This is a genomic window from Cellulomonas sp. URHB0016, assembly GCF_054057935.1.
The window spans coordinates 2,471,870-2,493,325 of sequence record NZ_JBSRZU010000001.1 but is presented as its reverse complement, the minus strand read 5'-3'; the positions used below and the strand labels follow the sequence as shown (position 1 = coordinate 2,493,325).

The window sequence follows — 21,456 nt, the reverse complement described above, 5'->3', positions numbered from 1 at the left end:
CGCAGTCTCCGTCGGCGCCACCACGCTAGCTGGTTGCTACGGGTACAGCTGCGAAGGCTGGTTCTGAACGCTACCGCCAGGCATAATCCACCCGCTCAACCGAACCCGACCACCGTGACCCCCGGCATGGCGAAGGCCTCAACACGGACAGCTCGGGCACGAGCGCGTCAGCGACTGGGTCACGCGTTGCCAGGCCTGGGCGGCGCAGCGAGCAGCTCAGAGTCCGAGCAAGATGCCGCTTGGCACGACCCGCTGCCCAACCCGAACCTTCGGACGTGGGCACGGCAGATCGAGGACCTTAACGAGCAGCCCCCGTCTTAACGGATCTTGTTAAGTTCCGGCCGACGACGTCCGACGCGCGCTCGTCGATGCTGGCACTGCGGTCGTGTCCGGCGATCAGACAAAGACGGACGAGCTGGCGCGCGGCCTTGGAGTTGCGTGACGTCGGCGACGACGACGGCGCTCGTCCCGATGCTGTCGATCGAAGTCGGCCGAGTTTCCCTCGAGAGTGTTGGTGCGTTACGTCCAAACCTCCTGGGCCGGCCTATCGGATCGCCGCGTCGCGTCCATGGGACGCCTGCGCGATCGCGCTAGCGTGCACGTACGGCCCCGTATCGCGGTGCGGCGAGCCGAGTCGCTTCTGGGCGAGCTCGCCTGTGGCGCGGAGCAACAACTTCATAGCCCCGCCGATTTCCTGACGGTCTGACCAGCCGTGCGATGTCTCCACAGAAATTGAGAACCAATCGCACGCAGGCCAACTGAATGGAAGTAGGTGACATGAACGATCCAGGGAACTCGGTCCACGTGACCTCGGCTCGCTCCGGCCGCCCCTCTTCGCGCCCGCGCGACCTGAAGCCCCACGAGCTCGTCCGGGTGGAGATCCGCATGCCCGCCTCCGTGGCAGGGCCGCTGTTCGCGCGCGCCCGTGCCACCGGCCTGTCGGCGACGCGTGAAGACTAACCCCGTGGCGTCGGATGAACACGGACCCCCTCGGCGACGCTGAGGAGGGTGATGACCGTGGAGGACTGGGCGGAGATCCGTAGGCTGCAACGGGTCGAGGGCATGGCGATCAAGGCGATCGCCCGCAAGCTGCGAGTCTCGAGGAACGCGGTGCGGCGGGCGTTGGCTCGTGACGCGCCGCCGAAGTACGAGCGCCCGGCGAGAGGCTCGCTGGTCGACGAGGTTGAACCACTGATCCGTGGGCTGCTGGTCTCGTGCCCGACGATGCCGGCGACGGTGATCGCGCAGCGGATCGGTTGGCAGCACTCGTTGACCGTGCTCAAGGACCGGGTGCGGGTGCTGCGCCCGTACTACCTGCCGCCGGACCCGGCCACGCGCACCACCTACGAGGCTGGGGCGCGGGTGCAGTGCGACCTGTGGTTTCCACCGGTCGACGTGGCACTGGGCGCCGGGCAGGTCGGCTCACCGCCGGTGCTGGTGATGGTCGCGGGCTACTCGCGGATGACGTTCGCGATCATGCTGCCGTCACGGCTGTCACCGGACCTGATCGCCGGGCACTGGGTCCTGCTGCAGCGCATGGGCGCAGTCCCCAGGGAGTTGGTCTGGGACAACGAGGCCGCGGTCGGGTCCTGGCGGGCCGGCAAGCCGAAGCTGACTGACGACTTCGAGGCGTTCCGCGGGATGCTCGGGATCGGGGTGCATCAGTGCCGGCCGCGGGACCCGGAGGCCAAGGGCCTGGTCGAGCGGGCGAACGGCTATCTGGAGACCTCGTTCCTGCCCGGGCGCACGTTCACCGGCCCGGACGACTTCAACACCCAGCTGGTCGACTGGCTCGTCCTGGCGAACGCTCGTCAGCATCGAGCGTTGGGCTGCCGGCCGCAGGATCGCTGGCAGGTCGACCGGGCGGCGATGCTCACGCTGCCGCCGGTGGTCCCTGAGCTGGGTTGGCGCACCCGGGTCAGGTTGCCGCGCGATCACTACGTGCGCCTCGGCTCCAACGACTACTCGGTCGACCCGGTCGCGGTCGGCCGGTTCGTCGACGTCGTCGCCGACCTGCAGCAGGTCACCGTCCGGCTGGGCACCAAGGTCGTGGCGACCCATCCGCGCTGCTGGGCGCGGTGGCAGACGATCACCGACCCCGCCCACCGGCAAGCAGCGTTGGCGATGTCCGCCGCCGCTGCCGTTCGCCGCTCGGCACCCGCGCCGGTCGACGACGTCGAGCAGCGTGACCTGAGCGCCTACGACGCGGCGTTCGGCCTGACGGACGTGGCGTGATGAGCCCGGTGAAGTCCCCGGCCCGGGACGTGAGCAGCGAACTGGCCTACCTCACCCGCGCGCTGAAGGCACCGAGCTTGCGTGAGGCCGTCGACCGGCTCGCCGAACGGGCCCGGGCCGAGTCCTGGTCCCACGAAGAGTTCCTCGCCGCCTGCCTGCAACGCGAGGTCGCCGCCCGCGAGGCCCACGGCGGCGAGGGACGCATCCGGGCCGCGAGGTTCCCGTCCCGCAAGTCGTTGGAGGACTTCGACTTCGAGCACGCCCGCGGCCTGCCCCGCGACCAGATCGCCCACCTCGGAACCCTGGACTTCGTGACCGCCCGGGAGAACGTGGTGTTCCTCGGCCCACCTGGGACCGGCAAGACCCACCTCGCGACCGGGATCGCGGTCCGCGCCTGCCAAGCCGGTCACCGGGTCCTGTTCGCGACCGCCTCGCAGTGGGTCGACCGGCTCGCGACCGCGCACCACGACGGGCGCCTGCAAGACGAGCTACGCCGCCTGGGCCGCTACCCGCTGATCGTCATCGACGAGGTCGGCTACATCCCGTTCGAGCCCGAAGCTGCGAACCTGTTCTTCCAGCTCGTCTCGGCTCGCTACGAACGTGCCTCGCTGATCGTCACCTCGAACAAGCCGTTCGGACGCTGGGGCGAGGTCTTCGGCGACGACACCGTCGCCCTCAAAGGCGACTCCTACCGCCTCAAGAACCGCGACCTCGGCCGCCCACCCGCGGCCACCACCGACTGACCACACCAACGAGAGGGGTTCACTTTCGCCCGTCGACAGGGGGTTCGTTTTCAGCCGTCGTTGACACGGCCGTCCCGTGAGCGCCGTCGCCTCTGACCTCTTGGCCGCCGCCCTCGCCGACTCCGCTGGGGAATCCGTGGGCTGACCCTGCTCGGCGCAGGGCGCCGATCCCCTGACACGCGAAAGGCCGGGAGTGGCATCCCGGCCCGATCGCCTTCACAGCGGTTCCCGCCGCTGCCTCGAAGCACCACCCTGCGAGAAGAGGAGCTTTCGTGCGCCCATCTTCAGATTCCAGAACTGTCCCCGTCAACCGACACGCCCCAGAGCCCCTCTCCGTAGAGCAGGCTGTCGCGGGTTATGTCCCGAAGGCGCTGCGCCCCAGTGATTGGGCGCCCGTGGCCGACTTCGCACGGGCGGTCGCCGTGGATGTGCACCCTGCAGACGACCGCCGAGCTGTCGAAGCGATGCGGACGCTGTCTCAGTTCCTCGTGTGGGCCCACCGTGAAGGGCTGCCGCTGGACCGCGAGCAGGTGTTCACCCCGGACGTCGTCTCCCGGTACATCCAGGTCGGGTGCACGCACCTCGCCGAGGCGTCGCGGGCCACTCGCCGCTCGGACCTGCGCCGCTTCGCTGCAGCGGTCACGTCCAAGGCGCCATGGGAGCCGCCGGAGGAGCGGTTGCGGGCCAACCAGCGCATCGTTCCGTACACGCCTGCTGAGGTTGCTCGACTGCTGGAGGTCGCCGACCAGCAGCGCACCGCCGTCCAGCGCCGCCGGCTGCAGTCGTTCCTCGCGCTCGGTCTGGGTGCCGGGTTGTACCCGCGTGAAACCTGGCGGGTCTCGACCGACGACCTCGTCGAGCGGCACGGCTTCCTGTGCCTGTCCGTTCCAGGGCAGCATCCGCGAACCATCCCGATCAGCGCGCCGCACGACTACACGCTCGGGCGCATCAAGGTCGACGATCCGGGGTCGTTGATTCTGGGCTTCACCGCGGCTGACTGGGACCGTTCGCGGCTGTCCAAGCTCCTGCAGAACGTCGAGCTACCACCGGACTGCCCACCACTGCGGCTGAGCCGGCTGCGCGTGACGTGGGTAAAGGACCACCTCGAACATGGCGTGCACCTTGGCGAGCTCGCTCGGATCGCCGGCGTCGCGTCGTGGAAGATCTTCGGCCACGTGATGCCGTTCATGGCCCCGCAACCCGAGCCAGAGGTGTTCGCCTCGATGGTGCGGCGATGACGCGCCACGGCGCCGATCAGTCCCGGCCCTTGTCGTCGTCCACCGGCCTCAGCCGCATCATCTACACCCCGGTTCCCCTGACCTCCGCGCAGAAGGTCCGACGCGCTCGGGCCTGGGCCGAGAGCGACGTCGTCTCCCGGCTGGTCACGTTGCGGACGCGCACGGTCGGCCGCCCCCGCGCGTACCCTCTCGACGCCGTTGCGGCGGGGATGATGCTGCATGCTCTGGGAAGCCCGGCGGCCTTCACTCTCGCCGGCGTCACCCGCACACTGCTGTCAGCGTCGCCCAGCGAAAGGCTCGCGCTCGGCTTCCCGCCCAGGGCCGTGATCCTGTACCGGCCTGTCCTGTCTGGGTACCACGCCCTGAAAGACGCCTTGGGAGTCGGGTTCTTCGTCCCTCATAACCACGACCTGACCGCCGACCCCGAGACCGGCGAGGTCGACGAGTGCCCCGACAGATGCCACTTCGCCCCCGCGCGGGTCGACGAGGTCGCCACGGGCCTGGTCCAGGCCAGCATCCCGCCCACCTGGACGCCGCCGAGCGTCGTGGCGATCGACGGGACCGACATCGAGTCCGCCTACCGGGCGCGCACTCAAAACGCGGGGACCGACGCCGACGGTCGCCCGGCCGCCGACGGAGATGCGCGGTGGGCCAAACGCACCGGGACCGACCGGCGACCGACCGAGCTGTACTTCGGCTACGAAGCCCACATCGCGACCTACGCACCCGAACCGACAGGGGAACCGCTGCCTCAGCTGGCTGCTGGTCTGGCCCTGCGTCCGGGGGTCCGGGGCCGAGCAGGCGCTGCTCTCGGAATTCTCAACGCCTTGCCGAACGTCACCGAGGTCCTGCTCGACCGCGGCTACACCACCTCCCGCGCGGAGAACCTCGCCCGGCCACTGCGCGAGCGCGGGATCGCGGTGACCATGGACCTGCACACCAGCCAGCGCGGCGTACGCCCCGGCCCGATCACCGGGAGCCTGTGGATCGACGGCTCCCTCTACTGCGACGCGCTGCCCGAACCCCTGCGGCAGCTTGAGCCTCCCAGGATCGCGGACACCGCCACCCAGAAGGCCCGCGCCCGCGAGCTGTTCGACAAGCGCGAGGCCTACCGGTTCACCCCGCTGGCACGTCGTCGCGACGAGCGCGGCAGCCAGCGGTGGAAAGGGCCGGCCCTGGCCGGTCGCCTCCGCTGCCCGAACACCCCGGCATCGATGCGGCGGGGACGCCATCTGCCCACCGCCAGATGCGTCCGCGGTGGGACCTGCGCGTGCGGGAAGACCGTCACGGTCCGTGACACCGACCTCGAACGCGACCGCCAACCCTTGGCCTGGCAGTCCACCCGGTGGGCGTTGTCTTTCAACCGTCGCAGCCTCATCGAAGGGCTCAACGCCCAGCTCCGTTATCAGGTCCGCAACGTCAATCGTGGGTACTTCCGCGTTCCGGGGCTCGTCGCGACCACCCTGCTGATGGCCGTCACGCTGGCTGCTCACAACATCGAACGGCTCCGCGGCTGGCATTTGGCTCGGCACCGGCCGGACCCGTGGCAGGTCGAGCTCGGCGAGGAACCGTCGACCGAGCCGCTCGACCGTCACACCTGGACGCGGGGCCGGCGGCGCCCGTACCGCGGATAAGGGGCGTCTGAGCATCGCCGCCTGATCGCCTAGCCTGCGGCCGGGACGCACGACTGCTCCACTTCGCCAGCGTCAGCCTGCCTGCGAACAGGCCCAACGGCGCCGAATCGACCTCAGAAGCCCTGTCGAGCCCCCTCGGCAGGGCTTCTCCGCGTCTGCGAGCGCCTCCAGACCGGCTCATGCACCCCCAGAACCACGAAACTCCCGGCCAGAGAACCCTGACCGGGAGTTTCGGTACTGCTCAGGCGGTTCTTTCGGGAACCACCCCACTGTGCGCGAGGGGGGATTTGAACCCCCACGCCCTTTCGGACACTGGCACCTGAAGCCAGCGCGTCTGCCGTTCCGCCACTCGCGCGCGCCGCAGAACATTAGCACGACCACGGCCGCCGCCCCGACCACCGCCGGGTCGGCGGCGACCCGGCCCGACACCCGCCACGGCACCGCCGAGGTGAACACCCGCCGGTCGGGACCCGAACCCGGTCGCGACCGCCGCGTCGCAGATACCATCAAGGCGGATCGGCGCAGAACAGCTCGACCGGGCACCCCCGCCCGCCGGCGGCGCGACAGCAAGGGAGGTGGGCGTGGGCTTCCTCGACAAGTTCGAGAACGGTGTGGAACGTGCGGTCAACAACGCCTTCTCCCGGGTGTTCCGCAGCGAGCTCAAGCCGGTCGAGCTGACCAGTGCGCTCCGCCGCGAGCTCGACGACCGCGCGGCCGTGCTGGGCCGGGACCGCACCGTGGTGCCGAACGAGTTCACCATCGAGCTGTCGCCGGGGGACTACGACCAGATCGAGTCGTGGGGTGCGGAGACGCTCGCGGACGAGTTCGCGCGGGAGGTCACGGACCACGCGGCGAGCCAGCGGTACGCGTTCGTCGGCCCGGTGACGGTGTCGTTCAGCGAGGACGCCGAGCTCGAGTCGGCCCGGTTCCGGGTGCACAGCGCGACGGTGCGCGGTGCGGTGGCCCCCGCGGCGGGGACGAGCCCGACGCCCCGGCACCCGCTGCTGGTGGTGGACGACCAGCGCTACATCCTCACGGGCGAGGTCACGGTGATCGGTCGCGGCTCGGAAGCGGACATCATCGTCGACGACCCGGGCGTCTCGCGCCGGCACCTCGAGATCCGCGTGACGCCCGACGGCGTCATCGCGACGGACATGGGGTCGACGAACGGCTTGTACGTCGAGGGGCACCACGTGCCGGCGGCCACGCTGCTGGACGGGAACACCCTCATGATCGGTCGCACCCGGATCCTGTTCTGGACCGGTGGCGAGCCGGATCCGGACGAGTGACGCCGACGCATGAGTGAAGTCACCGTCACCCTGCTGCGGCTGGGGTACCTCGCGCTGCTGTGGGTGCTCGTCCTGTCGGCCATCAGCGTGCTGCGTCGCGACCTGTACGGGACGCGCATCGTGGACCGTCGTCGGGCGAACAAGCAGGTCCAGGCGCGCACGGCGGCCCCACCTGCGGCGGCCGCGGCTGCGGCGGCTGCGGCGACGTCGGACCCCCCGGTCCGGACGCCCCGGTCCGCCCGCAGCGGCTCCGGGCCGAGAAAGCTCGTCGTGACGGAGGGGCCGCTGACCGGCACGATCGTGCCGCTCGGCACGTCGGCGGTGCTGATCGGCCGGGCTCCGAGCAACACGCTCGTGCTCGACGACGACTACTCGTCGTCGAGGCATGCCCGGGTGTTCCCGCAGGACGGTCAGTGGTTCGTCGAGGACCTCGGCTCGACGAACGGGACGTACGTGGCGGACCAGCGCGTCGAGGCCGCCGTTCCGCTCCCGACCGGTACACCGGTCCGGGTGGGGCAGAGCGTGCTCGAGCTGCAGAGGTAGCCGGTGACCGTCGCCCTGAGGTACGCGGCACGGTCCGACGTGGGACTGGTGCGCTCCAACAACCAGGACTCCGCCTACGCGGGTCCGCACCTGCTGATGGTCGCCGACGGCATGGGCGGCCACGCGGGCGGTGACGTGGCGAGCTCGGTGGCGGTGGCGGCGTTCGCGCCGCTCGACGGCGAGTCGCACGGTCCCGACGACGCCCTGGACGAGCTCGAGCAGGCCCTGGAGTCGGCGCGCGACGAGATCATCGCCCGCAGCGACGCGGACCCGGACCTGTCCGGGATGGGCACCACGGTCATCGCGATCCTGCGGGCCGGCAACAAGCTCGCCATGGTGCACCTGGGCGACTCGCGCGGCTACCTGTTCCGCGACGGCGTCCTCACGCAGGTCACCACGGACCACACGTTCGTGCAGCACCTGGTGGACATCGGCCGGATCACGCCTGAGGAGGCGGAGCACCACCCGCAGCGGTCGGTGGTGATGCGCGTGCTCGGCGACTTCGACCCGGACGTCACGCCGGACCTCTCGGTGCGGGAGGCGCGTCCGGGCGACCGGTGGCTGCTGTGCTCGGACGGTCTGTCGGGCTTCGTCAGCGCGGACACCATCGAGGAGACGCTCGCGGGCATCGCGGACGTCGACGCGTGCGCGGACCGCCTGGTGCAGCTCGCGCTGCGTGCGGGCGGCGGCGACAACGTGACGGTGGTGCTCGCGGACGTCATCGAGCTCGACGACGTCGCGGACGGAGCCGGGCCGAGCACGGCCGCGACCGTCGTCGGCGCTGCGGCGACCACCCGGCACGACCCCACGAGCGCGGCGGACGGGCCGGCGGCACGGGCGGCGAGCCTCGCTGCGGCGGCCCGCGCCACGAAGCCGCCCGCGCCGGACCCGGAGGCCGACGAGCCCGAGCCCGCACCCGTCGTCGAGGTGGGTCCGGACGACGGCTACGAGGACGACGACACGCCGACCGCCCGCCGCCGGCTGCACCCCGCGATCGTGTGGGTCGGCGCCGTGGTGCTGGTGGTGGCGGTCGCCGGCCTCGGCGTCCTCTTCACGCGCACGCAGTACTACGTCGCGGCCGACGACGGTGAGGTGGTGATCCTGCGCGGCCTGCCTCAGACGCTCGGCCCCGTGGAGCTCTCGACGGTCGTCGAGCGCTCCGGTACCCAGATCGACGAGCTGCGGTCGGCCTACCTGCGGGAGCGCGTCGAGCAGACCATCCATGCCGACTCGCTGTCGGACGCCCGTGACCTCGTCACGATGCTCGAGGAGGACACGGTCGAGCCGGAGTCCACCCCCACCAGGAAGCCGACGCCCACCCCCACCCCGACACCCACCGCCGCACCGACCACGCAGGTCACCGACCAGACCGTGGTGGTCGGCCCGTGAGCCGGTCGTGATGGCGACCATCCAGCCGCACCGGGTGCGAGCCGGGCGGGGCACGGAGCTCGGCCTGCTCGTGCTCGCGCTGGCGATCAGCGTGACGGGCTACGTGCTCGTCGGGCTCGGCACCGAGGGCCGCGTCCCCGCGGACGTGGTGGGCTACAGCGTGGGCCTGACCGCGCTGAGCGTGGGCCTGCACGCCGTGCTGCGCTGGCGGGCGCCGTTCGCCGACCCGGTGATCATGCCGGTGGCCGTGGCGCTCAACGGCATCGGCCTGGCGATGATCTACCGCATCGACTTCGCGTACGCCGCGCGCGGCAAGGACCACGGGTTCGCCGAGCGCCAGCTCACGTGGACGGCCCTGTCGATCGTGCTGGCGGCGCTCGTGCTGATCCTGCTCCGCGACCACCGCACGCTGCGCCGGTACACCTACACGGCGATGGTCGTCGGTCTCGTGCTGGTGGTGATGCCGCTGGTCCCGGGCCTCGGGGTGCTGATCAACGGTGCCCGGATCTGGGTGCGGCTCGGCGGTGTCGGCCTGCAGCCGGCGGAGCTCGCCAAGATCGCGCTGGCCGTGTTCTTCGCCGGGTACCTCGTGACGCACCGCGACACGCTCGCGCTGGCGGGCCCGCGGGTGCTCGGCCTGCAGCTGCCGCGGGCCCGCGACCTGGGGCCGATCCTCATCGTGTGGGGCGCGTCGCTGGCCGTCCTCGTGCTGGAGCGTGACCTCGGCACGTCGCTGCTGTTCTTCGGGCTGTTCGTCGCGATGCTGTACCTCGCCACCGAGCGGCTGAGCTGGGTCGTCATCGGCCTGGGCCTGTTCGTCGTCGGCGCCGCCCTGGCCGCGACCGCCTTCGCGCACGTCGGCGCCCGGTTCGACGCGTGGCTGCACGCGATGGACGACGACGTGTTCGGGAAGGCCGTCGGCGGCAGCGGCCAGCTGGTCCGCGGGCTGTTCGGGCTGGCGAACGGCGGCCTGTTCGGCACGGGCCTCGGCCAGGGCCGGCCCGACCTGGTGCCGTACGCGGAGTCGGACTTCATCTACGCGTCGCTCGGCGAGGAGCTCGGCCTGACGGGCATGCTCGCGATCCTGCTCGGCTACCTCATCCTCGCGGAGCGGGGCTTCCGCACGGCGATCGGGGTGCGCGACGGCTTCGGCAAGCTGCTCGCGGGCGGCCTGTCGTTCGTCGTCGCGTTCCAGACGGTCGTCGTCGTGGGCGGGGTGACGAAGATGATCCCGCTCACCGGCCTGACCACGCCGTTCCTGGCGTACGGCGGCTCCTCCCTGGTCGCCAACTGGATCATCGTCGCGCTGCTGCTCCGGGTGTCCGACGAGGCCCGGCGCCCCGCACCCCAGGTCCGGGCCCTCACCCCTGAGATCGGCACCCCGGTCGTGGTCGGCGCCGCCGCGCCGCGTCCCGACGACGACCACCCGACCGAGCGGATCGAGGGCGTCCGGTGAACACACCGCTGCGCCGGCTCGCGTCGGTGGTGCTCGTCATGTTCGTGGCGCTGATGGTCGGCACGTCGTGGGTCCAGTACGTCCAGGCGGACTCGCTCAACGGCGACCCGCGCAACGTCCGCAACCTGTACCGCGAGTTCGGCAACGCGCGAGGGCCGATCGTGGTGGGCGGCCAGGCGATCGCGTCGAGCGCCCCCGTCGACGACGCGTTCGGGTACCAGCGCTCGTACACGGACGGCGACCTGTACTCCGCGATGACGGGCTTCTACTCCGTCGTCAACGGGCGCAGCGAGCTGGAGCTCGCCGCGAACGCCGAGCTCACCGGCCGGGGCGACCGGCTCTTCTTCTCGCGGGTGCGGGACATGCTCACGGGCCGGGCACCCGAGGGTGCCGCGGTGGAGACGACGATCGTTCCCGCGGCGCAGGCCGCCGCGCGCGAGGGCCTGGGCGACCAGGAGGGCGCCGTCGTCGCCATCGAGCCGTCCACAGGCAAGATCCTCGCGCTCGTCTCCACCCCCGGCTTCGACCCGAACGCCCTCGCGACGCACGACACCGCGGCCGCCGGCGCGGCCTACGCCCAGCTCGCCGCCGCACCGGGCAACCCCCTGCAGAGCAACGCGACGCGCGAGACGTACCCGCCGGGCTCGACGTTCAAGCTCGTGACCGCCGCCGCGGCCCTCGAGTCCGGCGCGTACACGCCCGACAGCCAGCTGCCGTCGCCGGTCGAGCTCGACCTGCCGCAGACCAGCGCGAACCTGCAGAACTTCGGCGGCGAGTCGTGCGGCGGCGAGACCGTCTCCCTCGCCGACGCGCTCCGCGTGTCGTGCAACACCGCCTTCGCCCAGCTCGGCATGAACCTCGGCGACGACGCCCTCCGCGAGCAGGCGCAGCTGTTCGGGTTCGACGACGACACGCTGCGCATCCCGATGAAGGTGGTCGAGAGCACGTTCCCGCCCGCGCTGAACGCCCCGCAGACCGCGCAGTCGGCGATCGGGCAGTTCTCCGTGCAGTCGACACCCATGCAAATCGCCATGATCTCGGCGGCGATCGCCAACAGCGGAAAGTTGATGACCCCGTACGTCGTGCAGACGGTCCGGTCTGCCGATCTGACCACTGTGCAACCGACCGAGCCGAAGCTGCTGTCGACCGCCGTGTCACCCGCCACGGCGGCGTCGTTGCGCGACATGATGGTCGGCGTGGTGCAGAGCGGCACCGGCAAGGCCGCCCAGATCCCCGGGGTGCAGGTGGCCGGCAAGACCGGCACGGCGCAGACCGGGACCGACGAGGCACCCCACGCCTGGTTCACCGCGTTCGCTCCGGCCGACGCCCCTCGCGTGGCCGTCGCCGTGCTCGTGGAGCACGGAGGCAGCCTCGGCAGCGACGCGACGGGCGGCAAGGTCGCGGCGCCGATCGCGAAGGCCGTCATCGAGGCGGTGCTGGGCCAGTGAGGACGGCACCCGGCGTGGCCCTGGAGGGCAGGTACCGGCTCGTGCGGCCCATCGCGGTCGGCGGCATGGGCGAGGTGTGGGAGGGGTTCGACGACACCCTCGCGCGGCCCGTGGCCGTCAAGGTGCTCAAGGAGGAGTTCGCCGGGGACCTCGGTTTCCTGGAGCGCTTCCGCACCGAGGCCCGCAACTCGGCGTCGCTGTCCCACGCGAACATCGCCCAGCTGTTCGACTACGGCGAGCAGGAAGGCTCCGGCTACCTCGTCATGGAGCTCGTGGTCGGCGAGCCGCTGTCCGACCTGCTCGAACGCGAGCCCGTGCTGTCGACGCGGCGGCTGCTGCCGATGCTCGCCCAGGCCTCCCGTGCGCTGCACGCTGCCCACGTCGCCGGCGTGGTCCACCGTGACGTCAAGCCGGGCAACATCCTGCTGGGCCGCGGCGGCCGCGTGAAGATCACCGACTTCGGGGTGTCGCTCGCCACCAACCAGCTCACCATGACCGCCACCGGCATGGTCATGGGCACCGCCCAGTACCTGTCGCCCGAGCAGGCGGTCGGCCGTCCTGCCACGCCGCTGTCCGACCTGTACTCGCTCGGGATCGTCGCGTACGAGGCGCTCGTCGGGCACCGGCCCTTCACCGGCCCGACGGCGGTCGACATCGCGGTGGCGCACGTGAACAGCCCGGTGCCGCCGTTGCCGCCCACGATCGACAAGCCGCTCGCCGCGCTCGTGATGCGGCTGCTGTCCAAGGAACCCTCCCGGCGCCCGTCGTCCGGCGAGGAGCTCGCGAACCTGCTCGACCAGCTCGTCCCGCGCACGCCGCCGAGCGGGGTGCCCATGCTCGTCTCGAAGGCCAGGCGTCCCCCGGACACCTTCGCGACGACGGTGACCACGCAGCGCGAGCAGCTCGCGCCTCCCCCGCCGTCGTTCCAGCCGACCCGCCGCACCCGGCGCGCCCTCGACGAGCCCCGCGCCCGGACAGGGCTCCCCCGCCCGCGCACCGACTCGGGCAGCGTCACCGCCGCCGCACGGCAGAGTGCGGCCGCGGCGGCCCGGCGGACCCATGCCGCGCTCGGCGCCGAGCCCAGTCTCGGCCGCTTCGGTCGGTTCCGGTGGCCTCTGGTCGGGCTGGTGCTGCTCATCGTGGCGCTGCTCGGCGCAGCGCTCGCTCACAGCCTCACCAAGGCGGACGGTCACGATCAGGCCGCAGTGCTGGTGGCCCTCGCAGCGCACGACCTCGGATCAAGGACCGACCAGTACCCTCTAGGCGGCACGGCCGATGGGATGATCTCGGTGAACGGTCCGGGTGCACACGCCTCCGGGACGGCAGCGACGGAAGTGAAGGACGCCTAGTGGTGGACGACGGATCACGGATCCTCGCCGGTCGGTACGAGGTCGGCGAGCTCATCGGCCGCGGTGGCATGGCCGAGGTGCACATCGGGCACGACACACGGCTCGGACGCACGGTCGCCATCAAGATCCTGCGCTCCGACCTGGCACGCGACCCCTCGTTCCAGAACCGGTTCCGCCGCGAGGCCCAGTCCGCGGCGTCGCTGAACCACCCGGCGATCGTCTCGGTCTACGACACCGGCGAGGACGTGTTCACGGAGCCGACCGGCGTCGTGGCGCACGTGCCGTTCATCGTCATGGAGTACGTCGAGGGGCACACCGTCCGCGACATCCTGCGGGACGGGCACGCGGTCCCCATCGAGGAAGCCGTCGAGATCTCGGCCGGGGTGCTGTCGGCCCTGGAGTACTCGCACCACGCGGGCATCGTGCACCGCGACATCAAGCCCGCGAACGTGATGCTCACGCCCACCGGCGCGGTCAAGGTCATGGACTTCGGCATCGCCCGCGCCGTCGCGGACTCCGCCGCGACGATGACGCAGACGCAGGCCGTCATCGGCACCGCCCAGTACCTGTCCCCCGAGCAGGCCCGCGGCGAGACCGTGGACGCCCGCTCCGACCTGTACTCCACGGGCTGCCTGCTGTTCGAGCTGCTCACGGGCCGTCCGCCGTTCACCGGCGACTCCCCCGTCGCCGTGGCCTACCAGCACGTCCGCGAGCCCGCCCCCGTGCCGAGCACGTTCGCGTCGGACGTGCCGGACTCGCTCGACCGCATCACGCTCAAGGCCCTCGCCAAGGAGCGCGACGACCGGTACTCCACGGCTGCGGAGTTCCGGTCCGACCTGGAGGCCGTCGTGCGCGGCGGCACCGTGGGTGCGCCCGCCGTCGGCGCGGCGGTCCTCGCCCCCTTGCCGAACGACGCGACGCAGGTCATGGGCCCGCCCACCACGGCCACGCAGACCCTGCCGCCGAGCACGCCGCCGTGGCAGACCACGGGCCTCGGCGCGGTCACCACCACCACGGCGATGGGCGTCGAGGACGAGGACGAGCGCAGCCGGCCGTGGCTGATGTGGGTGCTGATCGCCATCGCCGCGCTCGCCGTCGCCGGCATCGTCGCGCTGCTGATCGCCAACGGCAGGGACGACACGCCCACGACGATCGCGGTCCCGACCCTGGTCGGCCTCACGGAGGACCAGGCGAAGGCGGCGCTGACGGAGGCCGACCTCCTCTTCGTGCGCACCGAGGCGGCGGACGACAAGGTCCCCGCGGGCTCCGTCGTCTCGAGCGACCCGGCCGCCGGGACGCAGGTGGCCAAGGAGTCGAACGTCAAGGTCACCATCTCCACCGGCCCCAGCTCCACGACCGTGCCCAACGTCGCCGGCAAGTCCGTCGACGACGCCGTCGCAGCCCTCAAGGCGGCGAACCTCACGGTCGACCCCAACCAGACCCAGGACGACAACCCGGCGTACCCCGCCGGCGCGGTCACCCGGACCGAGCCGGCGGCGGACGCTCCCGCGGACGCCGGCGCGGCCGTCAAGCTGTTCGTCTCCAGCGGCAACGTCACCGTCCCGGACGTCACCGGCAAGACGCAGGCCGAGGCGACGACGATCCTCAACGACGCGACCCTGCAGGTCAACGCCACCGAGGTCGAGTCGGACGCGACCCCGGGGACCGTCGTCCAGCAGGACAAGACGCCGGGCGCCCTGGTGAAGCAGAAGTCCGCGGTGACGCTGCAGATCGCGAAGGCGAGGACGACGGCGATCGTGCCGTCCGTGGCCGGCATGAAGTACGACGAGGCCGTCCAGGCACTGGCGCAGGTCGGCCTGACGAAGGTCAACCGGATCGACGACGTGTCCGACAAGCCCGTCAACGAGGTGCTGCGCACCGACCCGTCAGCCGGCACCGAGGCGGAGTTCGACCAGCAGATCGACATCCACGTCTCGAAGGGCAACACCCCGCAGGGCAACAGCACGCAGACCGCCAAGCCGTAGGTCTCCGCCCGACGACGCGAGGCAGCACCCGTGCGGCGCACGGGTGCTGTGTCGCGCGGTCAGAGCCGCACGAGCGGGTGCAGTCCCTCCGAGCGCGCGACGGCCTTGTCGTCCCCGCAGATCTGCAGCCAGTTGGCGAGAAGCCGGTGGCCGCCCTCGGTCAGCACCGACTCGGGGTGGAACTGCACGCCGTGCAGCGGGAGGGTCCGGTGCTGCAGGCCCATGATGATGCGGCTGTGCTCGGAGGCGACGGTGGCGGTGACCACGAGCTCGTCGGACACGGTCCCGTCGACGACGGCGAGCGAGTGGTAGCGGGTGGCGGTGAACGGCACCGGGAGGTCCGCCAGCACACCCTCGCCGTGGTGCTCGATCTGGCTCGTCTTGCCGTGCATGAGCTCGGGTGCGTGCGTGACGGTGCCGCCGAACACCTCACCGAGCGCCTGGTGACCGAGGCACACCCCGAGCATCGGCGTGGCCGTCTCGGCGCAGTCGCGGATCACCTGGATGCTCTGCCCGGCCTCGGCGGGGGTGCCGGGACCCGGTGAGACGAGGACGCCGTCGAACCCGCCGCGCTCCTCCAGCGGCGGCACGGCGTCGTTGCGGACGACCACCGTCTCCGCACCGAGCTGGTCGAGGTAGCCGACGATCGTGTAGACGAACGAGTCGTAGTTGTCGATCACGAGGATCCGCGTCACGTCACTCACCCACTGTGGTCTCGTTGAACGGCATCAAGGGTGCCACGGCCGGGAACACCCAGAGGAAGCAGACGGCCAGCACGACGAATGCCGCGACGGCCAGCGTCAGCACCCGCACCGCGGCAGGGCCGGGCAGGTGGCGCCACAGCCATCCGTACATCAGCGCCACCTCCGCGATCGAACGACCCGTCGCACAACCCGTCGAGCGTTCATGATGCGCCACCGACGAGCTCGGCGGGGGTGCCGTCCGCGACGGGCGCCCAGTAGTCGAACGTGCCGTGCACGACGAACCGCTGCCGGGCGGAGAACATCGGGTGGCAGGTGGTGAGGGTGATGAGGCGCTCCGTCGGCGCCGCCCCCGGGTCGTCGGGGACGGGCGCGATCACCGAGACGTCCGACGGGGGCACGATCTCGGTCGAGGCCACGCGGTACACGTACCAGGTGTCGGCCGTCCGGACGATCAGCGGGTCGCCGACCTGCAGCTCCTGGATGCGGTTGAACGGCTTGGCGTACGTGGTCCGGTGCCCCGCCACCGCGAAGTTGCCGACGCCGCCGGGCATCGCGGTGCCCGGGTAGTGGCCCACGCCGAGCACGTCGAGCACCGTCGCCCGGTCCACACCCTCGCTCACGGGCCGTTCGGGCTCGCCGTCCCAGCGGGGCACCTGGATCGTGGCGAACGTCGTCGCGTGCGGCGGCGCCTCCATCACCGGCGGCTCGTCGCGGCGCGGCGGGGCGACGACCGGTCCCGACGCGGTGGTCGTGGGGGTCGGCACCGGCTCACGCTCGAGCTCGCGGACCACCTGCGCCTGGGCACGGTTGCCCTCCACGTCCGTCCACCACAGCTGCCACGCCAGGAACGCGAACAGCAGCACCCCGAGCGTGATGAGCAGCTCCCCGACCACGCCGAGCGTGCCGTAGACGACGTGCCCGGCCCGCGACCCGCCCTGCGGGCCGCGCGGTGTCGGATCGGTCACGGCTCGGCTCTCGGGCCGCGGGTCGTCGTGGAGGCGGGCCGCGACTCGTCGACGACGGGCGGGCGCGGGGCGGCGGTGGCCGGGATGCCCGGCAGGATCTCGACCCCTTCCGGGACGCTCGCCGCGGTGAGCTCCGTCGCCCCCGAGTAGGCGGGCAGCTCGAGCGGGTCGGAGGCGACCGTGACGGACCAGCCCAGGCCCACGTCGGCCGCGTCCCGCAGGTACGCCTGCACGGCGCCGGAGTCCGACAGCCCCTCCTTGAGCCGGGTGGGATCGCCGATCGCGCGGATCTCGTACGGCGGCGAGTAGCGCCGGCCCTGGAGGAACAGCACGTTGCCGATGCACTTGACGGCGCTCGTCGAGATCACCCGCTGGTCCATGAGCGTCATGGCCTCGGCGCCACCGGCCCACAGGGCGTTCATCACAGACTGGATGTCCTGCTGGTGGACCACGAGCACGTCCAGGCTGACGCCGGCCAGCCGCGGCGAGTCCTCGGGGGCGTCGTCGAGCTTGACGGTCAGGCCCGGGCCGGTCACCGGCGTGCTGCCCCCTTCGACCACGTAGCCGATGCCGGGCGAGCCCACGTCGTGCCCGGAGTTCTCGTCCTCCGTGAGGGTGTCGACGTCCGCGCGCAGCGCGTCCACCTGCGACGACAGGTCCTCGACCCGGTGCGCCTCCACCTGGGTCAGGTCGGCGAGGTCCTGCGGGTGGCGGTCCCCGGTGGCCCGCGCGAACTTCGCGTTCGCCGCGAAGATGGCCCCCGACAGGGCGAGGACGAGGGCGACCGACAGCGTGCCGCGGGCGACCAGACGTCGCTGGCGGTGCGGGTGCTCGGTCACGTACTGCTCCTGGTGGGCCCTCGCCGGGTGGTGGTGGCCACTACGCTAGGTCACGATGCGCCCGGCCGGTGACGCTCGTCGACACCTGGCGGGTCGTCTGTGCCGTTCCATCCGATCTGCCGATCGGCGACCGCCGCCGCTGTGCGACCGTTCGCCCACACCGCCGCTGACAGGAGCCTCACGTGCCTGAGTCGAGGTCACGCAAGAAGGCCACGTACGTCCCGCCGCCGCCGAAGTCGTCGGGCCCCAAGGTCAACCCGCCGTGGTTCGTCCCCGTGATGCTGGGGCTCATGATCCTGGGTCTGGTCTGGATCGTGGTGACGTACCTGTCGAAGTCGGCGTACCCCATCCCGGGGATCGAGCGGTGGAACCTCGCGATCGGCTTCGCGTTCATCATCGCCGGCTTCAGCATGACGACCCGCTGGCGCTGACCGCCTCTCCCCCGCGCGTCGTACGGGCCGGGCCGTCGCTGTGCGCCGGCCCGGCCTTCGGCGTGCCTGCTGCCGGCCGTGCGTCCTGTCACCCGAGGGCGAGCCGTCCCCATGGCTGTCCCCATGTGGACGAAACCGCTCTGGTCGACGCCTAGCGCCCTTGACCTGCGTGAACGCCGGCTCCGTCCCCAAGGGTGCACAAGTCTGTGGATAACTACAGCGGTGTAGTTCCACAACTGTGAGTATCGCTGGGGATCGACGGGTGGGCCGCGAATGCGTCGTCAGGAGCGATCCTCCGGCCGTGCAGTGCGCGCCGCAGTCCTGCGTGCCCGCTCAGAGCAGCCCATAGCTCGAGTACACGGAGACGGTCGCGACGAGCAGGATGCCGCCGATCACGGCGGGCGCCAGCCAGGCGGTCAGCGCCCGGCGGGCGGGCGGGGCGTACGCGTACGCGGCGCCGAGCAGCCCGCCGACCGCGAGCCCTCCGAGGTGGGCCTGCCAGGCGATGCCCGGCACCACGAAGCCGATGACCACGTTCAGCACGATCACGCCCAGGATCCCTCGGGCGTTCCCCTGCAGGCGCCGCAGGACCACGAGCACGGCGCCGAACAGCCCGAACACGGCACCGGAGGCACCGACGACGGCGGTGTACCAGGCGCCCATGGGCTCGGCCAGCAGCAGGCAGGCCACCGACCCGGCCACGGCGCTCAGCAGGTACAGCGTGAGGTAACGCGCCCGGCCCAGGGCGGTCTCCAGGAAGGGCCCGACCATCCACAGCGCGATCATGTTGGCGATGATGTGGAGATAGCCGCCGGGCGAGTGCAGGAACGCCGCCGTCAGGAACCGCCACGGCTCCTCGGCCCCGATCGCCGGGGCGAACAGCCACTGCCGGGTCCAGCCGGGCGTCACCAGCTGCAGCACGTAGCTGACCACGCAGGCGGCGATGATGCCGATCGTGACGACCGGCGGCCCCGACCTCCGCCGGCCACCGAGGGGCGTGCGACCGACCGGCGAGGACGCCGCCGCACGTGCCGCGTCGTTCACGCAGTCGACGCACTGCACGCCCACGGCGGCCTGCCGCTGGCAGTCCGGGCACACCGGCCGGCCGCACCGCTGGCAGCGCACGTACGACACCCGGTCGGGGTGTCGCGGGCAGACCGGCGGTGCGACCGGGGTCGCGGCGTTCTCGGTGATGAGGTGTTCCTCGCCAGGGTGCGGGGGGTGCCGGTGGTGAGGGCTCAGTCCTCGACGGTGACCGAGCTGATCACGACGTCGTCGACGGGCCGGTCGCCCGGGCGGGTGGGGAGCTCGGCGATGGCGTCGACGACCGCACGGCTCTCCGCGTCCGCCACCTTGCCGAAGATCGTGTGCTTGCCGGTGAGCCACGCGGTGGGGGCCACCGAGATGAAGAACTGCGAGCCGTTGGTGCCGCCGACCTTGCCCGTGGCGGGGTCGAGGCGCTTGCCGGCGTTCGCCATGGCGAGCAGGTAGGGCTCCGTGAAGCCGAGCTCGGGGTGTATCTCGTCGTCGAAGTTGTAGCCCGGGCCGCCGCGGCCGGTGCCCAGCGGGTCGCCGCCCTGGATCATGAAGTCGCGGATGACGCGGTGGAAGACGACGCCGGCGTACAGCGCGTCGGTGCGCTCCTGACCGGTGGCCGGGTCCGTCCACGGCTTGGTGCCGGTGGCGAGCCCCACGAAGTTCTCGACGGTGCGCGGCGCGTGGTTCGGGTACAGCTCGATCCGGATGTCACCGGCGGTCGTGTGCAGAGTCGCAAACATGCCGACAGTCTCGCACGCAGCCCTCCGCGGCCGGCGGGCGTCAGCCGCGGGCGAACATGCGGCACCGACCGGTTCCCGGGCGTGGCCCGCACGATCCGCCGTACCCGCCGGGCGCGCTGCAGGCTGCGAGGACCGGTGGCAGAGTGGGTGCCCAGTGCCCCGACCTGCAGCACCACCGACAGCCACCCATCTCACGACTGACCTCACCGCTGACGTGAACGACCACCGAACCGCCGGGAGTGGACATGCCCTTCACCAAAAGCCGCCCGAAGCTCGACGTGGACACCGACCAGCTCAAGGCGCAGGCCGCCGACCTCGCGGGCCACGCCAAGGAGACGGCGAGCTACGCGGCATCGAGCGCCAAGGACGCCGCCGCCAAGGCGAGCGACGCCGCCGTCCAGGCCAAGGACTGGACGACACCGAAGGTCGAGGCCTTCATCGACTGGCTCGCTCCGCGCGCGGAGCACCTGTACCGGGAGAGCCTCAAGGCAGCCGCACCGAAGGTCGAGAAGGCCGCCGAGGCGGCGACGCCCGCCATCGACTCGGCGCATGACAAGCTGGTCGACGACCTGATCCCGCGGCTGGTCTCCGTGCTGAACGACGCGGCGGTGAAGGCCGGCGCCTCGGCCGAGCACGTGGCTGACGTCGCCGCGACCAAGGCGTCCAAGAGGTCCGCCGCCATCGCGGCCGCCGTCGTCGAGGCGGCCGAGGAGAAGCGCAAGAAGCACACCGGCGCCAAGGTGTTCTGGCTGCTGACCGGCGTGGTCGCCGCCGGCGCCGCCCTCGCCGCGTGGTCGAGGTCACGCTCGCAGGTCGACCCGTGGGCCGAGCCGTGGGAGCCGTCCGAGTCGCTCGGGAGCTCCGGCCACCACACGGCCTCCGCCGTGGTGGGCGACGCGGCGGACGCCGTCGGGGAGGCGGCCGGTGCCGCCCTCGCCAAGAGCCGTGAGGCGAGCCGCAAGGCCGCCGAGAAGGTGACCGAGGTGACCGAGGACCTCACCGAGAAGGTCGCCGAGGCGAAGGACGCCGCCGCCGAGACGGCGAAGAAGGTCACGCGCCGGTCGGCGCCGAAGTCGACGACCACGCCGACCGAGGGCGAGGAGGGCCCGGCGATCTGACCGCGCGCCCGCCGACCAGCGCCGACGACCCCGGACCGCACGGTCCGGGGTCGTCGCACGTCCGGGGCGTCGCCGGGTCGCCGGGTCGCCGGGTCGCTGGGTCGCAGCGCCGCTGGGTCGCCGGGTCGCCGGGTCGCCGGGTCGCTGGGTCGCAGCGCCGCTGGGTCGCGGGGTCGCGGGATCGCCGGGCCGCGGGTCATTGGGCCGCGGGTCGCTCGAAACGATTAGGGCGTTGACCGTGTCTCGGTCCCCTGTGGACGATGCGCAGGCGCGTCGTACCGGGGCGACTGCGAGGCCGAGGTCCGGACCGGC

The 21,456-nt window shown here is 71.8% G+C and carries 19 protein-coding genes and 1 tRNA gene; 13 read left to right on the top strand and 7 right to left on the bottom strand.

The window, feature by feature from the left end:
* The first annotated feature begins 1,008 nt into the window (after window positions 1-1,008).
* The 4 genes from istA to ACVW07_RS11485 all read left to right on the top strand — a co-directional run bounded on the left by istA (window position 1,009) and on the right by ACVW07_RS11485 (window position 5,850).
* Window positions 1,009-2,235, top strand: a complete 1,227-nt coding sequence (gene istA, locus ACVW07_RS11500) for an IS21 family transposase (protein ID WP_456819289.1) — start codon at window positions 1,009-1,011, stop codon at window positions 2,233-2,235.
* Window positions 2,235-2,978 carry an IS21-like element helper ATPase IstB gene (gene istB, locus ACVW07_RS11495; RefSeq protein WP_456819376.1) on the top strand — a complete coding sequence of 248 codons (744 nt, stop codon included), beginning with the start codon at window positions 2,235-2,237 and terminating at the stop codon, window positions 2,976-2,978. The genes istA and istB overlap by 1 nt, the downstream gene beginning before the upstream one ends.
* Window positions 2,979-3,442: 464 nt before the next feature.
* Complete coding sequence (locus tag ACVW07_RS11490) at window positions 3,443-4,216, top strand: site-specific integrase (protein ID WP_456819375.1); 774 nt, start codon at window positions 3,443-3,445, stop codon at window positions 4,214-4,216.
* On the top strand, window positions 4,213-5,850 hold the full coding sequence (locus ACVW07_RS11485; protein WP_456819374.1) for a hypothetical protein: 1,638 nt from the start codon (window positions 4,213-4,215) through the stop codon (window positions 5,848-5,850). The genes ACVW07_RS11490 and ACVW07_RS11485 overlap by 4 nt, the downstream gene beginning before the upstream one ends.
* Window positions 5,851-6,122: 272 nt before the next feature.
* Here ACVW07_RS11485 and ACVW07_RS11480 read toward each other — a convergent pair.
* Window positions 6,123-6,205: transfer RNA gene (locus ACVW07_RS11480), tRNA-Leu, on the bottom strand.
* A 226-nt stretch (window positions 6,206-6,431) separates the two neighbouring features.
* Here ACVW07_RS11480 and ACVW07_RS11475 point away from each other — a divergent pair.
* The 7 genes from ACVW07_RS11475 to pknB are packed head-to-tail and all read left to right on the top strand — an operon-like array spanning window position 6,432 to window position 15,309.
* Complete coding sequence (locus tag ACVW07_RS11475; protein WP_456819373.1) at window positions 6,432-7,139, top strand: FhaA domain-containing protein; 708 nt, start codon at window positions 6,432-6,434, stop codon at window positions 7,137-7,139.
* Between the two features lie 9 nt (window positions 7,140-7,148).
* Complete coding sequence (locus tag ACVW07_RS11470) at window positions 7,149-7,682, top strand: FHA domain-containing protein FhaB/FipA (RefSeq protein ID WP_456819372.1); 534 nt, start codon at window positions 7,149-7,151, stop codon at window positions 7,680-7,682.
* Between the two features lie 3 nt (window positions 7,683-7,685).
* Window positions 7,686-9,071: a Stp1/IreP family PP2C-type Ser/Thr phosphatase gene (locus ACVW07_RS11465; protein WP_456819371.1), complete on the top strand. Its 1,386-nt coding sequence runs from the start codon at window positions 7,686-7,688 to the stop codon at window positions 9,069-9,071.
* A 10-nt stretch (window positions 9,072-9,081) separates the two neighbouring features.
* Complete coding sequence (locus tag ACVW07_RS11460; RefSeq protein ID WP_456819370.1) at window positions 9,082-10,527, top strand: FtsW/RodA/SpoVE family cell cycle protein; 1,446 nt, start codon at window positions 9,082-9,084, stop codon at window positions 10,525-10,527.
* Complete coding sequence (locus ACVW07_RS11455) at window positions 10,524-11,975, top strand: peptidoglycan D,D-transpeptidase FtsI family protein (RefSeq protein ID WP_456819369.1); 1,452 nt, start codon at window positions 10,524-10,526, stop codon at window positions 11,973-11,975. The genes ACVW07_RS11460 and ACVW07_RS11455 overlap by 4 nt, the downstream gene beginning before the upstream one ends.
* On the top strand, window positions 11,972-13,324 hold the full coding sequence (locus ACVW07_RS11450) for a serine/threonine-protein kinase (protein WP_456819368.1): 1,353 nt from the start codon (window positions 11,972-11,974) through the stop codon (window positions 13,322-13,324). The genes ACVW07_RS11455 and ACVW07_RS11450 overlap by 4 nt, the downstream gene beginning before the upstream one ends.
* Window positions 13,324-15,309 carry a Stk1 family PASTA domain-containing Ser/Thr kinase gene (gene pknB / locus ACVW07_RS11445; RefSeq protein ID WP_456819367.1) on the top strand — a complete coding sequence of 662 codons (1,986 nt, stop codon included), beginning with the start codon at window positions 13,324-13,326 and terminating at the stop codon, window positions 15,307-15,309. The genes ACVW07_RS11450 and pknB overlap by 1 nt, the downstream gene beginning before the upstream one ends.
* A 59-nt stretch (window positions 15,310-15,368) precedes the next feature.
* Here pknB and ACVW07_RS11440 read toward each other — a convergent pair whose 3' ends face one another.
* From ACVW07_RS11440 to ACVW07_RS11425, 4 genes are read right to left on the bottom strand one after another with little or no spacing between them, the layout of a single operon-like run.
* Complete coding sequence (locus tag ACVW07_RS11440; protein ID WP_456821068.1) at window positions 15,369-16,004, bottom strand: aminodeoxychorismate/anthranilate synthase component II; 636 nt, start codon at window positions 16,002-16,004, stop codon at window positions 15,369-15,371.
* 1 nt (window position 16,005) lies between these two features.
* Window positions 16,006-16,164, bottom strand: coding sequence for a hypothetical protein (locus ACVW07_RS11435; RefSeq protein WP_456819366.1), 159 nt, complete (start codon window positions 16,162-16,164; stop codon window positions 16,006-16,008).
* A gap of 49 nt (window positions 16,165-16,213) precedes the next feature.
* The gene (locus ACVW07_RS11430; RefSeq protein WP_456819365.1) at window positions 16,214-16,978 is read right to left on the bottom strand and encodes a class E sortase; all 765 of its coding nucleotides are present in this window, start codon (window positions 16,976-16,978) and stop codon (window positions 16,214-16,216) included.
* Complete coding sequence (locus ACVW07_RS11425; protein ID WP_456819364.1) at window positions 16,975-17,817, bottom strand: DUF881 domain-containing protein; 843 nt, start codon at window positions 17,815-17,817, stop codon at window positions 16,975-16,977. Before ACVW07_RS11425 ends, ACVW07_RS11430 begins: the two co-directional genes overlap by 4 nt.
* 182 nt (window positions 17,818-17,999) lie before the next feature.
* Between ACVW07_RS11425 and ACVW07_RS11420 the strand changes: the two genes are divergently transcribed.
* Complete coding sequence (locus ACVW07_RS11420) at window positions 18,000-18,248, top strand: cell division protein CrgA (RefSeq protein ID WP_456819363.1); 249 nt, start codon at window positions 18,000-18,002, stop codon at window positions 18,246-18,248.
* Window positions 18,249-18,581: 333 nt separating this feature from the next.
* Here the strand turns inward: ACVW07_RS11420 and ACVW07_RS11415 are convergent, their stop codons facing one another.
* Window positions 18,582-19,316, bottom strand: a complete 735-nt coding sequence (locus ACVW07_RS11415) for a rhomboid family intramembrane serine protease (RefSeq protein WP_456819362.1) — start codon at window positions 19,314-19,316, stop codon at window positions 18,582-18,584.
* Between the two features lie 170 nt (window positions 19,317-19,486).
* Window positions 19,487-20,026, bottom strand: a complete 540-nt coding sequence (locus tag ACVW07_RS11410; protein ID WP_456819361.1) for a peptidylprolyl isomerase — start codon at window positions 20,024-20,026, stop codon at window positions 19,487-19,489.
* Between the two features lie 245 nt (window positions 20,027-20,271).
* Between ACVW07_RS11410 and ACVW07_RS11405 the strand changes: the two genes are divergently transcribed.
* Window positions 20,272-21,144, top strand: coding sequence for a hypothetical protein (locus tag ACVW07_RS11405; RefSeq protein ID WP_456819360.1), 873 nt, complete (start codon window positions 20,272-20,274; stop codon window positions 21,142-21,144).
* Window positions 21,145-21,456: the final 312 nt, after the last annotated feature.